We start from the raw sequence: 13,785 nt of genomic DNA on the forward strand, positions 1-13,785 counted from the left end.
TGGAGCATGACAGCGTGGTGCCCAGGAGAGGACTTGAACCTCCACGTCCGTAAGGACACTAGCACCTGAAGCTAGCGCGTCTACCAATTCCGCCACCTGGGCTTGTCATGCTTGCTGCGCGGGATCGAGATTGGTGCCCGGAAGAGGACTTGAACCTCCACGTCCGTAAGGACACTAGCACCTGAAGCTAGCGCGTCTACCAATTCCGCCATCCGGGCTCGATCCTGGCCCTGTCTACCTCGATGATCGTCATGTCGACGACCTCGATGGTGCCCAGAAGAGGACTTGAACCTCCACGTCCGTAAGGACACTAGCACCTGAAGCTAGCGCGTCTACCAATTCCGCCATCTGGGCCAAGGCGCGGTGTATAATACCGGCTCTGCGATCGAATGCAAGCCCTTGTCGATAAACCTTTCACGATCTCTTTCCGGCACCTTTCAGTAGCGTAAACCGCTATCGCCATGGCCTTTCTCGGGCTGCACTCGCGGCGGCGGCTGGATGCCGTCTGCGGCTTCCCACGCTGGCAACGCCGCCGGTGGTTGGGTCGGAGAGGCGTGACCGCTATACTTGACGCATGACCCATAAAGTAAATAACGGCAATTGCCGCCCGCCGCGTGACTCCCACCCTGAAGCAAGGACGATGGCTGCATGACTCATTGGACGTTGGACGACGATCCGCACGCGGCTCGTGAAGCGGAAAAATATGACAATCCCGTACCCAGCCGCGAGTACCTGCTCGCCCGGCTCGAGGAGTACGGCAAGCCGATTACCCATGAGAACATGAGCGCCATGCTCGGGCTCGAGGACGACAACCAGCTGGAAGCGGTACGTCGTCGTCTTGCCGCGATGGAGCGCGACGGACAGATTCTGCGCGATCGCAAGGGCGCCTATGCGCTGATCGACAAGCTCGACCTGATCAAGGGGCGCGTTCAGGGCCACCGCGACGGCATGGGCTTTCTGATCCGCCACGATGGCGTGAAACCCGACCTGGTGCTGCCGCCGCGCCAGATGCGCCGGGTGTTCGACGGCGACGTGGTGCTGGCGCGGGTCAGCGGCCGCGACCGCCGCGGGCGCGACGAGGCCACCATCGTCGAGGTGCTGGCGCGCAACACCCAGACCCTGGTCGGTGTCTTCCGTCAGAACTCCCCCGAGTTCGCAGTGCTGATCCCGGAGAATTCGCGCATCAGCCAGGAAGTGATCATCCCGCACAGCGCCAGCCAGGGCGCCAAGGATGGTCAGATCGTCTCGGTCAACATCACCCGCCAGCCGGAGACCCGCCAGCAGCCGGTGGGCGAAGTGGTCGAGGTGCTGGGTGAGCGCATGGACCCGGGGCTCGAGATCGACATCGCCATCCGCACCCACGATATCCCGGCAGAGTTCCCGCCCGAAGTGGATCAGCAGATCGCCGGTATCTCCGCCGAAGTTCTGGAAGAGGACAAGCGTGCGCGCATCGATCTGCGCGATACGCCGCTGGTCACCATCGACGGCGAGGACGCCAAGGATTTCGACGACGCGGTGTGTGCGTGGAAGACCAAGTCCGGCAGCTGGAAGCTGATCGTCGCCATCGCCGACGTCTCCCACTATGTGCGCGGCGGTAGCGCGCTCGACAACGAAGCCTACGTGCGCGGCAACTCGGTCTACTTCCCCGGCCAGGTGGTGCCGATGCTGCCGGAGCTGCTCTCCAACGGCCTCTGCTCGCTCAACCCGCACGTCGATCGCCTGACCATGGTGTGCGAGATGAACATCTCGCAGAGCGGCAATATCAGCCGTTACAAGTTCTACGAAGCGGTGATCCGCTCCCATGCTCGCCTCACCTACACCGATGTCGGCACCATGCTGCACGAGGGTGACAGCGAGGAAGGGCAGGCGCTGCGCGAGCGCTACCGCGAGCTGGTGCCGTCGCTGGAGAACCTGCATGCGCTCTACAAGGTGCTGCGTCAGGCCCGCGAGGCGCGCGGGGCGATCGATTTCGAGACCACCGAGACGCAGATCGTCTTCAACGACGAGCGCAAGATCGAGAAGATCGTGCCGCGTACTCGCAACGACGCCCACAAGCTGATCGAGGAGTGCATGCTGGCGGCCAACGTGGCCACCGCGCGCTTCCTCGACAAGCACGATCTGCCGGCGCTCTACCGCGTGCACCAGCCGCCGGCCAGCGAGCGCCTGGAGAATCTGCGGGTGTTCCTCGGCGAGCTGGGCCTCACCCTGGGCGGCGGTGACGACCCTCGCCCAAGGATTATCAGGCGCTGCGGGAGGCGATCAAGGATCGTCCCGACGCCGACATCATTCAGACGGTGATGCTGCGTTCGATGAGCCAGGCGGTCTATTCGCCGCACAACGAGGGCCACTTCGGTCTCGCCTATCAGGCCTACGCGCACTTCACCTCGCCGATCCGCCGCTACCCCGACCTGCTGGTGCACCGTGCCATCCGCTCGGTGATCCGCGGCCCGCGCCAAACCCAGACGGTGATGCGCGCCGAGGGCGCGCCGGTGGAGAAGCCGACTACCTGGTGTCCCTACACCTTCGAGCAGATGGTGGAGCTGGGCGAGCACTGCTCGATGACCGAGCGGCGTGCCGACGACGCCACCCGCGACGTCACCGACTGGCTCAAGTGCGAGTTCCTCTCCGACAAGGTGGGCGAGACCTACGAGGGCACCATCGCCTCGGTGACCCAGTTCGGGATCTTCGTGCGCCTCGATGACGTCTACGTCGAGGGGCTGGTGCACGTCACCTCGCTGCCCTCCGACTATTACCACTACGAGGCCGAGAAGCACCGCCTCAAGGGCGAGCGCAGCGGCGTTGCCTACCGTCTGGGCGATGGCGTCACCGTGCGCGTGGCGCGGGTCGATCTCGATGACCGCAAAATCGATTTCGATCTCGCCGATGCCGCGCCGCGCCACCGCAAGACGCCGCGCACGCGCAAACCCGATGGCGGCGGTGCCAGCGAGGCGTCCAGCGAGCAGGCGCCGCGCAAGCGCAAGCAGCGCCCGGGCAAGCGTGAGCGCCAGGGCGGCGGTGACGACAGCAGCGGCGGTCAGCGCCGCTCGCGCGGTCCGCGGCGCGGTAAGCGCTGATGGCGCGGGGGCCTCAGCGCGAGCGTGCGCGCAAGTCGCGGCCAGCGGTCGAGCGCCCGCGCACCCCCGACGGCCTGGAGCCGGTCTACGGCGTGCATGCGGTGCGTGCGCTGTTCGCGCGTGAGCAGCCGCCGCGGGTGCTGTGGGTCCAGCAGGGGCACGCCGAGCAGCGTCTCGACGATCTGCTGGCCGAGGCGCATGCCGCCGGCTGCGAGCTGAAGCGGGTCACCCGCGAGGTGCTCGATGCGCTATCGGGGCCGGCGGCGCATCAGGGGGTGGTCGGTTTCTGCCCGCCGCTGGTGGCCGAGAACGAGACCGCGCTGTGGTGGCGGCTGGAGCAGTGGCAGGGGGAGACCCCGCCGCTGCTGCTGATCCTCGATGGCATCACCGATCCGCACAATCTCGGCGCCTGTCTGCGCAGTGCCGATGCCGCCGGGGTGCACGGAGTGATCGTGCCCAAGGACAAGTCGGCGCCGCTCAACGCCACGGTGCGCAAGGTCGCCTGCGGCGCGGCGGAGAGCGTGCCGGTGTTCCAGGTGACCAATCTGGCGCGCTGTCTGGAGAAGCTCAAGCAGCAGGGGGTGTGGATCACCGGCACTGCCGGCGAGGCCGACACGCTGCTGTTCGAGGCCGACTTCAGCGGCCCCTGTGCGCTGGTGATGGGCGCCGAGGGTAAGGGCATGCGGCGTCTCACCCGGGAAGCGTGCGATGCGCTGGTCAAGCTGCCGATGCAGGGGCAGGTGACCAGTCTCAACGTCTCCGTCGCCGCCGGCGTGTGCCTGTTCGAGGTGGTGCGCCAGCGCCACGCCGCGCGCGGCTGAGGGCCCCTCTCGCGGCATCACTTCGTCGCGGCGCCATCTCTGCGCCGCCCGATCCCCGGCCCGCATTCGTGGCTGCCGTCACGGCATCGGCGGTTGCGCATGGCCGCCTCGATCTCTACAATTACGCGGTTCTGTGGGCAGGCTCTGCTCGCAGAACCGCGCTCGCGCGTTCCGGCAACGGGGCGGCGAGGCGTTCACAGGTCCGAATATCCGGCGCGTGGCGGGCTTGCGCGATCCGGAATCGACTCCTTGCTTCTCGCGGTGCGCGTAACCGCGATCACCCCGCAGAAGCTGCCAAACCGAAAGGAGCTAACATGCGTCACTACGAAATCGTGTTCATGGTCCACCCGGACCAGAGCGAGCAGGTTCCGGCCATGGTCGAGCGCTACACCAGCCTCGTCACCGAAAACGGCGGCACCGTGCATCGTCTCGAAGATTGGGGTCGTCGCCACCTGGCCTACCCGATCAACAAGATCCACAAGGCGCACTACGTGCTGATGAACGTCGAGTGCAGCGGCGAGACCCTCGATGAGATCGAGAACATCTTCCGCTTCAACGACGCCATCATCCGCAGCATGATCGTGCGCAACAAGGAAGCCGTCACCGAAGCATCGCCGATGATGAAGCCGGCCGACGACAAGGGCAGCCGTCGTCGTGACGACAAGTCCTCCGAGCGTGGCGACCGTGAGCGTTCCGAGCGTTCCGAAACCGCTACCGAAGACAACTGATCACTGCTCGAGGAGAGACTCACATGGCACGTTTTTTCCGTCGTCGTAAGTTCTGCCGCTTCACCGCCGAAGGCGTGAAGTACATCGACTACAAAGACATCGATACGCTGAAAGCCTACGTCACCGAAACCGGCAAGATCGTTCCCAGCCGTATTACCGGTACCCAGGCGCGTTACCAGCGTCAGCTGTCTACCGCCATCAAGCGCGCGCGCTATCTGGCACTGCTGCCGTACTCCGACAGCCACCAGTAATCCGGCCCGGATAACCATAGCGAGGCGTCATGCTGGGACTGGCCCGTTGGATCATGCGCGGTACGCCGCAGGCGGTAGGGGTGGCAGCGCTGACGGCGCTGGTGCCCTGGCTGTTCTGGTTCAGCGCCGCGGTCGCCGGGCTGGTCACGCTGCGGCGCGGCCTCACCAGCGCCGCGCCGGTGCTGATCGCTGCCGCCATCCCCGCCGGCTGGTGGTGGATGGAGGGCGATTCGGTGCCGCTGGCGAGCATTCTGCTGGTGGCGCTGATGGCCACCGTGCTGCGGGCCCGGATGCGCTGGACCGATACGCTGCTCGCCGGCACTGCGGTATGTATGGTGCTGGTCCATCTGGGCATCTTCGTGCCCGCCGGCGGTGCCGGCCCGCTACTCGACGAGCTGCGGCGCAGCTCGACCGAAGTCTCCAGCATGCTGGACCGGCTCTCGGCCCAGGGCGTGGATACCCAGCAGATGGCCGCGCTGGTCATCGGCGGGGTCACCGGTCTGGTGGTACTGATGGTGAGCATTGGCTGTCTGGCCCTGGCCCGCAGCTGGCAGGCGGGGCTTTATAACCCCGGCGGTTTCCGCACGGAGTTTCACGCCTTGAAACTGTCGCGCGGTCAGCTGGCGCTGCTACTCGGTGCGACCGCGCTGGGTATGCTGCTGGCGGTGCCTGCCGCCAGCCTGCTGGCCTGGGTGCCGCTGCTGGTGGCCGGCGTGGCGCTGGTTCATGGTTTGATCGGTGTGAAGGGAATGAGCGGGTTCTGGCTGGTCGGCTTCTATGCGCTGCTGCTGACTACCTGGCCCACGATTTTGATTGTACTGCTGTTGGCACTGGTGGATACCTTCGCGGATTTTCGCGGTCGCCTGACACGCAGTGATTGACGAGAGGTTCACGAGAATGGAAGTCATTCTGCTCGATAACATCGGCAAGCTTGGCGAACTGGGTGACAAGGTCACCGTCAAGCCCGGCTACGGCCGCAACTACCTGGTGCCTTACGGCCTCGCCGTGCCGGCCACCAAGGACAACGTCGCTGCGTTCGAATCCCAGCGTGCCGAGCTCGAAGCTCAGGCCGCTGCACGCAAGGCAGAAGCCGAAAGCCGTGCCGAACAGCTGTCCGAGATCGAACTGTCGCTGGTCGCCAAAGCGGGCGATGAAGGCAAGCTGTTCGGTTCCATCGGGCCGCGCGACCTGGCCGAAGCGCTGGTCCAGGCCGGTCTCGACGTCGCCAAGAGCGAAGTGCGCATGCCGGAAGGTCCGATTCGCCAGACCGGCGAATACGACATCGCGCTGCAGCTGCACGCCGAAGTCAGCACCAGCGTTCGCGTCGTGGTGGTTGCCGAGTAATCGGTCTCCCCGCGCAGCGACGCTCAAGGCACGTGGGGCCCAGGCCCCACGTGCCTTTTTTCATGGGCGCGTGTCTCCCATGAGCGCGTGTCGCGAGGGGCCGGCACGGCCACGAGGCAGCGCTGGGCGTGGCGAGCCGCTGCGCCGGCTGGGTAGAATGTGCGGCAAATCGTTTGGGGCAAATCGTGTGCGCCAAATAATGTGCGGCAAGCTCCGCCAGCGGATTGTCGAGGGTGATGGTCAGGCATGAACGAACGCGTCGATAACGATCAAGAGACGGCCAAGCTCAAGCTGCCGCCGCACTCGCTGGAGGCGGAACAGTCGGTGCTGGGCGGGCTGATGCTCGACAACTCCAGCTGGGACACGGTCTCCGAGCGACTGGTGGCGGACGACTTCTACCGTCAGGAGCACCGGCTCACCTACAACGCCATGGCCGAGCTGGCCGAGGCGACCCAGCCGCTCGACGTGGTCACCCTGTCGGAAGCGCTGGAGCGGCGCGATCAGCTCGAGAGCGTGGGCGGGTTGGCCTACCTGGCGGAGCTGGCGCGCAACACGCCCTCGGCGGGCAACATTCGTGCCTATGCCGATATCGTGCGCGAGCGGGCCACCCTGCGTAAGCTGATCCAGGCCTCGCGTCAGATCGCCGACAGCGCCTACTCCCCGGATGGGCGCGCCTCCGACGAGCTGGTCAACGAGGCCGAGCGGCTGGTGTTCCAGATCAGCGAGTCGCGGCCCAAGTTCGGCGGCCCCCAGGGCATGAGTCAGCTGTTGACCAAGGCGGTCGATCGGATCGACGAGCTGTTCAACATGAAGGGCCAGATGACCGGTATCTCGACCGGCTTCCGCGATCTCGACGAGATGACCTCGGGGCTGCAGCCGTCGGATCTGGTGATCATTGCCGGGCGCCCGTCGATGGGTAAGACCACCTTCGCCATGAACCTGGTCGAGCATGCGGTGGTTGCCGGCGACAAGCCGGTGATCGTGTTCTCGATGGAAATGCCGGCAGAGTCGCTGATGCTGCGTATGCTGTCGTCGCTGGGGCGGATCGACCAGACCCGAGTGAGGACCGGCCAGCTCGAGGACGAGGACTGGCCGCGGCTGACCTCGGCGGTCAACCTGCTCAAGGACAAGCAGCTGTTCATCGACGATACCCCGGCGCTGTCGCCCAACGAGCTGCGCTCGCGGGTACGGCGTATCGCCCGCGAGCACGGCAACATCGGGCTGGTGATGATCGACTACCTGCAGCTGATGCAGGTGCCGGGGCTATCCGAGAACCGCACCGCGGAGATCTCCGAGATCTCGCGCTCGCTCAAGGGCGTGGCCAAGGAGTTCAACTGCCCGGTGGTGTCGCTGTCGCAGCTCAACCGCTCGCTCGAGCAGCGCCCCAACAAGCGCCCGGTGATGTCGGACCTGCGCGAGTCCGGCGCCATCGAGCAGGACGCCGACGTCATCGCCTTCGTCTACCGTGACGAGGTCTACAATAGCGATAACCCCGACAACAAGGGGCTGGCCGAGCTGATCATCGGCAAGCAGCGTAACGGCCCCATCGGCACCGTACACATGGCGTTCATCGGCAAGTACACCCGATTCGAGGACCTGGCCCCGGACAGCTATGGCCAGCATTACGAGTAACGCATCAACGGTTTGAGGAGTCACACCTATGGCAGGCGGTTTTCAGCGTGGGCGACGCCAGCGCGTCCCCAAGATCGAGGTTCGCGGGCAACTGGAAAAGCTCGAACGCGAGGGGCCGTTCAAGGAGTGGCTGGGCATGCCGGATCTCTATCGGCACTGGCTGACCGTGGACGGTGAACTCTACAGCTACCAGACCGAAGACGCGGAGTTGCCGGTGGTGGTGGGTGACCGTGTGGTATTCCGCTACAAGGAAGCCAAGGCGGGGCGCTGGATCGACCGCAACTCCCTGGGCAAGGCGATCGACCCCTCCGCGTACCAGTAAGTTCCGACCCGCCGCCCGGCAGAGTTCATGCCGGGCGCGCCGAACGGCGGCGAGGCCTGTTGGCGGGCCTGCTGTCATCTTTCTGTCATGTGCTGCTGCGACGCTGGCAGACATGAACTCTGCCACCAATGTGCCCGCCGTTCCCGCGCTTCAGCGTCTGCTCGACGCGCGCGATCTGCGCATGCATTTCCAGCCCATCGTCAGCGTGCCGACTGCTCGCGTGCTGGGCTATGAAGCGCTGGCACGCGGCCCCCAGGGGTCGCCTTACGCCTCGCCGTTGCCGCTGTTCTGCGCCGCCCGCGAGGCCGGCCAATTGGCACCGCTGGAGCGGCTCTGTCGCGAGCGAGCGGTCGAGAGCTGGGTCGCCACCGGGCTCAGCGAGCTGCTGTTTCTCAATGTCACGCCCGAAGTGTTGATCGATCCTGCGCATATCGGCGGCCAGACCGTGGCGCTGCTGGCAGCGCACGGTCTGAGCCCGCAGCAGATCGTGATCGAGATCACCGAGCAGTCGCCGGGCATCGAGCCGCGGCTGATGGCGGAAGCGGCCCAGCACTACCAGACGATGGGTTTCGCCATCGCCCTGGACGACCTCGGCGACGGCTATGCCGGGCTGCGCCTGTGGTCGCAGCTCAATCCCGATTACGTCAAGCTCGACCGTCACTTCGTCAGCGGCCTGGACCACGACAGGGTCAAGCGCCGTTTCGTGCGTTCGATCATCGATATCGCCCACAGTCTGGGTAGCCGCGTGGTCGCTGAAGGGGTCGAGCGCGAGGGCGAGCTGCAGGCGCTGGTGGAGCTGGGGGCCGACTTCTATCAGGGCTGGCTGTTCGCGCGGCCCAGCCCAGCACCGCAGGATCAGCGCGCCGAGCTGGAGGCGCAACTGACCGCGCTGGCCGCGGCGCGCCGCCAAAGTGCCTCGACGACCGAAATCCGCCGCCTCTGCGTGGCGCTGCCGACACTTGGCGCCGGAACGAGCATAGCCGAGGCGGCGGAGTGTTTCAGCCGCCTGCCGAATGCCAGTGCGCTGGCGGTGGTCGACCAGCGTCGTCAGCCGCTCGGTCTACTCGGGCGTCAGCAGTTGATGGCGCTGCTGGGCAAGCGCTACGGCTTCGATCTGCACGGCCGTCAGCCGGTCGAAACGGTGATGCAGCGGCGCGCACTCTGTGTGGAAGCGGGCGAGCCCCTGGAGCAGGTCTCGCGCAAGGTGACCGGCCGTGACGAGTCGATGCGCGATGAGGATTTCATCATCACCGACGCTGGCCGCTATCTGGGCATCGGGCATGTCATCAACCTGCTGCAGCTGTTCACCGAGCAGCAGGTGCAGTTGGCGCGGCAGGCCAATCCGCTGACGCAACTACCGGGGAACCGGCCGATCCGCGCCGCGCTCGAGCACTATCAGCGTCAGAACAAGCCCTTCGTCGCCTGCTATCTCGATCTCGATCACTTCAAGCCATTCAACGACCGCTTCGGCTATGCCCTGGGCGATCAGATGATCCTGACCCTGGCGCGGGTGTTGAGCGAAAGCGTAGAGCGTGAGGATTTTCTCGGCCATCTTGGCGGTGACGACTTCATCATGCTGCTCGATAGCGCCGCTGGCCTGCACCGGCGGCTGGCCAGGCTGCAGCACAATTTCGCCGCCGAGAGCCTCGAGCTGCTGCCGGAGACCGAGCGCCTCGCCGGCGGTTTCGAGGCCAAGGATCGCTTCGACCAACTGCGCTTCTTCCCGCATACGCGGCTGTCGATCACCGCGCTGCAGGTGCCGGCTGACGCCCACATCGACAGCTTCGGTGACCTCTGGAGCCGCTTCAAGAGCGCGGCCAAGCGGGCCCCCCACGGGCGCGTGGTGGTGCGACTGCGCGGCGAGCAACGCTACCCGCAGCGGTGATCCTAGGGTGACGTTTTTGTGCTGCAAATGTCGCCGCTGACATATAGTCTTAACAAGAATCCGACCTAATGGTCAGGATGCGCGAGGCCAGCCAGGCCACGCCAGTCGGGTGTCCAGCAGGGATGGCTGGACACCGTATTCGCACATGCAACCCGAACAGGAGGGAACCATGGACCTCAAGGAGCTCACACGCTTTTCCCGCGATCACGACAACTTCGAGATTCGCGTCATCGCCCACGCCGGTAGCCGCTACTACCAAGTGATGGTGGAGCCGGAAGATGGCTCGACGCAGGTGCTGACACGGCGCGGCAAGCCGATGCTGTTCCGCGCACTCGACGATGTCTACGGGGAACTCAAGCAGGCCGGTATCCACCGTGCCTATCTCGTCCAGCAGGTCGCCAACGACGAGATCGTCGGCCACGAGCCGCACTATCACGATCCGTTGCTATCACGCATGCCGCTGGTCTTCTGAGCGCTTCGCTGACCGCTTCCCAGAGCGCTCGCTCCGGCGCTAAATCCGCGCCTCGATCCCAATCGATCCAACGCTTCACACACTCACCGCGGCAAGTCGACGAGGGCTTGCCCGATAGCGGTGGCGTGCGCGCGTATCAGCGGCGCCGATAACCCTCGGCATGCTCGCCGCGGCCATACGGCGGCTCGGTATCCAGGCGGTCGAGGAAGGCGTTCGCCTGCGTCAGGATCGCCTCGCGGCGCGACTGCGCCATCTTGTCCCAGCTGCCATAGATCAGCTTCATGCGCTGATTGCCCTTGAGCCGCTCGCGATGGCGCTCCAGAAAGTGCCAGTAGAGACTGTTGAACGGGCAGGCGTCGTCGCCGGTCACCTGCTTGACGTCGTAACGGCAGTGACGGCAGTGATCCGACATGCGGTCGATGTACTTTCCCGAGGCACAGTAGGGCTTGGAGCCGAGATAGCCGCCGTCGGCATAGAGGGTCATGCCGAGGGTATTGGGCAGCTCGACCCACTCGAAGGCGTCGGCATAGACCGCCAGGTACCAGTCGCACAGGGCGGCGGGAGAGACGCCGCACAGCAGGGCGAAATTGCCGGTCACCATCAGCCGCTGGATATGGTGCGCATAGGCGTTGTCGCGGGTCATCTCGATCGTCCGCTGCAGGCAGCGCAGGTCGGTGTCGCCGCTCCAGTAGAAGGCCGGCAGGCCGCGACGAGCGTTGAGCCGGTTCTCCTGCTTGTAGCCGGGCATACGCTGCCAGTAGATGCCGCGCACGTACTCGCGCCAGCCGAGGATTTGACGAATGAAGCCCTCGGCGGCGTTGATCGGCGCGCGCCCTTCCTGCCAGGCTGTCTCCACCGCCTCGCACACCTCCTGTGGCGAGAGCAGGCCGATGTTCATCGCCGCGGCGAGACGCGAGTGGTAGAGCAGCGGCTCGCGGTCGCTGATAGCGTCCTGGTAGGTGCCGAAGTCGGCCAGCGCATGCGTGAGGAAATGGCGCAGATCACCCAGCGCCTGGCGCCGGGTCACCGCCCAGTTGAAGCCCTCGAGCGTACCGAAATGCTCACCGAAGTGCGTCGCTACCAGCTCGGCCACCGCCTGTGTGGTGGCGTCCATGCGGTGACGCGGTGGGGTGGGGAAGTCGAGACCCTGATCGATCGGCGCGCGGTTGTCATGATCGAAGTTCCACTGGCCGCCGGCTGGCTCGTCTGCCTGCATCAAGAGCCCGGTCTGCTTGCGCATGTGACGGTAGAAATCTTCCATGCGAAAGCGCTTGCGCCCTGCCATCCACTCGCCGAAGGCATCGATCGAACAGTAGAAGCGGTTGTCCGGGTAGAGCCGCCAGCGGGTGCCGCGGCGCTGGATGCGTTCGAACAGCCGCCACTCGCCGGGATGGGTGACGCGGATCTCGTCGCAGGCATAGGCCTCGGCCAGGCGCTCCGCCTCTTCGAGCAGGTCGTGGCGGTTGTCGTCGTCGTCGAGCGCGCTGTAGTGCACCTGATACCCTTTGTCGCGCAGGGTGTCGGCGAAGTGGCGCATCGCCGATAATAGCATCACGATTTTCTGCGGATGGTGCGGCACGTACTCGCCCTCGGCGTGGACCTCGCACAGCGCGATGAGGGCATCGTCCGGCGCCTGGGTGAGGACGTCGAGCGTCTCGCTGAGCTGGTCGCCGAGTATCAGGATCAGGGGGCGCGACATGATCTTATCCATGACTTATACACATGGTATTCATCGTATAAGTTAATCGCGGTTAAGCAAGGCGGGAGTGGTAGACTGTCGCCAGGTGAAGGTATCGGCAGACAAGGAGAGGATATGGCGGCCCGTTACGGAGTCATGCTGGTCAATCTGGGAACGCCAGCGGCGCCCACGGCCAAGGCGGTAAGAGAGTATCTGGCGGAGTTTCTGGGCGACCCGCGGGTGATCGACGCGCCGCGCTGGCTGTGGTGGCCGATTCTGCACGGGGTGATTCTGCGCATTCGCCCGCCCAAGGTGGCCAAGGCCTATGCTTCGGTCTGGCAGGAGGAGGGCTCGCCGCTGCTGGCGATCGGGCGGCGCCAGCAGCGCGCGCTGGCCTCGGCGCTGGCCGAGCGCACTGGCGAGGCGATCCCGGTGGAGCTGGCGATGACCTACGGTCAGCCGAGCATGGAGCAGGCCGGGCTGGCGCTGCGCGATGCCGGAGTCGACAAGATCCTGGTGCTGCCGCTCTATCCGCAGTTCTCGCGCACCACCACCGGTGCCGTTTTCCAGCGTCTGGCCAAGGCGCTGGCCCCTTGCCCGCACCTGCCGCAGCTGCGCTTCGTCAATCACTACCACGACCACCCGGACTATATCGCCGCGCTCGCCGCCAGCGTGCGCGAGCATTGGGAGACCCAGGGTGACCGCGGGCGCCTGCTGATGTCCTACCACGGCATCCCCAAGCGCTACGTCGACAACGGCGACCCCTACGGGCGCCACTGCCAGCGCACCAGCGCACTGCTCGCCGAGGCGCTGGAGCTCGAGGAGGGTAGCTGGTTCCAGAGCTATCAGTCGCGCTTCGGCCGCGAAGAGTGGCTCAAACCCTACACCGACGAGACGCTCAAGCAGTGGGGGGCCGACAAGACCGAGTGTGTCGACGTGATCAGCCCGGCGTTCGCCGCCGACTGTCTCGAGACCCTGGAAGAGATCGACGCCGAGAACCGCGAGTACTTCCAGGAGGCTGGAGGCGGGCGCTATCGCTATATCCCCGCGCTCAACGATCGCCCCGAGCATATCCATCTGCTCAGCCAACTGGTGGCGGAGAACACCGCGGGCTGGTGATCCCGCGCGGCAGCCAGGTGGCCATCGACGGCGCGCACCAGCGCGCCGTTCTTGTGTCAGGGCAGCGGCGAGTTGCCCTGGGGCGCTTCTTCCACCGTATGCTTGGGCCGGTCGCTCTCCAGCTCCTGCGGATTGCCGCGGGTCCGCGGGTCCGGCTTGAGCTTGTGGTGCAGCGCGCTCTTGGCCAGCATGTGCGCCGATACCGGTGCGGTGATGAAGGCGAAGATGGTGATCAAAAGCTCCTGGATCACCGGGCCGTTCTCCTGGCTGAAGAAGATCAGTGACCCGATCAGGGTACAGCCCACTCCCAGGGTGGTGGTCTTCGACGGCCCGTGCAGGCGCATGTAGAAGTCCTTGAGGTGGGTCAGGCCCAGCGAGCCGATGAAGGCGAAGATTCCGCCGGCGATCAGCATGAAGGCGATCGCTCCCTCGAGCAGCGTGTCCAGCATGATTGGCTCT

Annotated in this window: 12 protein-coding genes, 3 tRNA genes and 1 pseudogene; 11 read left to right on the forward strand and 5 right to left on the reverse strand. The window is 65.5% G+C overall.

Annotated features, from left to right (window positions below; translation table 11 throughout):
- Window positions 1-15 precede the first annotated feature (15 nt).
- The 3 genes from QO259_RS02590 to QO259_RS02600 form a co-directional block, all read right to left on the reverse strand.
- Window positions 16-102, reverse strand: a tRNA-Leu gene (locus tag QO259_RS02590).
- A gap of 29 nt (window positions 103-131) precedes the next feature.
- A tRNA-Leu gene (locus QO259_RS02595) sits at window positions 132-218 on the reverse strand.
- 49 nt (window positions 219-267) lie between these two features.
- Window positions 268-354: transfer RNA gene (locus QO259_RS02600), tRNA-Leu, on the reverse strand.
- Between the two features lie 294 nt (window positions 355-648).
- Between QO259_RS02600 and rnr the strand changes: the two are divergent.
- The 10 genes and pseudogenes from rnr to QO259_RS02650 all read left to right on the forward strand — a co-directional run bounded on the left by rnr (window position 649) and on the right by QO259_RS02650 (window position 10,529).
- Window positions 649-3,074, forward strand: a pseudogene (gene rnr / locus QO259_RS02605) (ribonuclease R).
- Window positions 3,074-3,895, forward strand: coding sequence for a 23S rRNA (guanosine(2251)-2'-O)-methyltransferase RlmB (rlmB, locus tag QO259_RS02610; RefSeq protein ID WP_207031587.1), 822 nt, complete (start codon window positions 3,074-3,076; stop codon window positions 3,893-3,895). Before rnr ends, rlmB begins: the two are co-directional and overlap by 1 nt.
- Before the next feature lie 314 nt (window positions 3,896-4,209).
- Window positions 4,210-4,623: a 30S ribosomal protein S6 gene (rpsF, locus tag QO259_RS02615; protein WP_035472388.1), complete on the forward strand. Its 414-nt coding sequence runs from the start codon at window positions 4,210-4,212 to the stop codon at window positions 4,621-4,623.
- 23 nt (window positions 4,624-4,646) lie between these two features.
- A complete protein-coding gene (gene rpsR / locus QO259_RS02620) occupies window positions 4,647-4,874 on the forward strand; it encodes a 30S ribosomal protein S18 (protein WP_035472385.1) in 228 nt (75 codons plus the stop codon).
- A gap of 29 nt (window positions 4,875-4,903) precedes the next feature.
- Complete coding sequence (locus tag QO259_RS02625; protein ID WP_285951682.1) at window positions 4,904-5,755, forward strand: hypothetical protein; 852 nt, start codon at window positions 4,904-4,906, stop codon at window positions 5,753-5,755.
- 16 nt (window positions 5,756-5,771) lie between these two features.
- The gene (gene rplI / locus QO259_RS02630; RefSeq protein WP_035472378.1) at window positions 5,772-6,218 is read left to right on the forward strand and encodes a 50S ribosomal protein L9; all 447 of its coding nucleotides are present in this window, start codon (window positions 5,772-5,774) and stop codon (window positions 6,216-6,218) included.
- Window positions 6,219-6,464: 246 nt separating this feature from the next.
- Window positions 6,465-7,850 carry a replicative DNA helicase gene (gene dnaB / locus QO259_RS02635; protein ID WP_035472375.1) on the forward strand — a complete coding sequence of 462 codons (1,386 nt, stop codon included), beginning with the start codon at window positions 6,465-6,467 and terminating at the stop codon, window positions 7,848-7,850.
- A 28-nt stretch (window positions 7,851-7,878) separates the two neighbouring features.
- A complete protein-coding gene (locus QO259_RS02640; RefSeq protein WP_035472372.1) occupies window positions 7,879-8,172 on the forward strand; it encodes a hypothetical protein in 294 nt (97 codons plus the stop codon).
- A 112-nt stretch (window positions 8,173-8,284) separates the two neighbouring features.
- A complete protein-coding gene (locus tag QO259_RS02645; RefSeq protein WP_285951683.1) occupies window positions 8,285-10,057 on the forward strand; it encodes a bifunctional diguanylate cyclase/phosphodiesterase in 1,773 nt (590 codons plus the stop codon).
- A 169-nt stretch (window positions 10,058-10,226) separates the two neighbouring features.
- Complete coding sequence (locus QO259_RS02650; protein ID WP_035472366.1) at window positions 10,227-10,529, forward strand: DUF6482 family protein; 303 nt, start codon at window positions 10,227-10,229, stop codon at window positions 10,527-10,529.
- 136 nt (window positions 10,530-10,665) lie between these two features.
- On the opposite strand, the gene QO259_RS02655 is transcribed toward QO259_RS02650, so the two are convergent.
- A complete protein-coding gene (locus tag QO259_RS02655) occupies window positions 10,666-12,228 on the reverse strand; it encodes a cryptochrome/photolyase family protein (protein ID WP_285951684.1) in 1,563 nt (520 codons plus the stop codon).
- Window positions 12,229-12,342: 114 nt separating this feature from the next.
- On the opposite strand from QO259_RS02655, the gene hemH reads away from it, so the two are divergent.
- Window positions 12,343-13,326 carry a ferrochelatase gene (gene hemH / locus QO259_RS02660; RefSeq protein WP_285951685.1) on the forward strand — a complete coding sequence of 328 codons (984 nt, stop codon included), beginning with the start codon at window positions 12,343-12,345 and terminating at the stop codon, window positions 13,324-13,326.
- 56 nt (window positions 13,327-13,382) lie between these two features.
- Here hemH and QO259_RS02665 read toward each other — a convergent pair whose 3' ends face one another.
- Window positions 13,383-13,775, reverse strand: a complete 393-nt coding sequence (locus QO259_RS02665; protein ID WP_207031577.1) for a Na+/H+ antiporter subunit G — start codon at window positions 13,773-13,775, stop codon at window positions 13,383-13,385.
- Window positions 13,776-13,785 lie beyond the last annotated feature (10 nt).

This window comes from Salinicola sp. JS01, assembly GCF_030284585.1.
In the GTDB taxonomy this organism is placed as follows: domain Bacteria; phylum Pseudomonadota; class Gammaproteobacteria; order Pseudomonadales; family Halomonadaceae; genus Salinicola.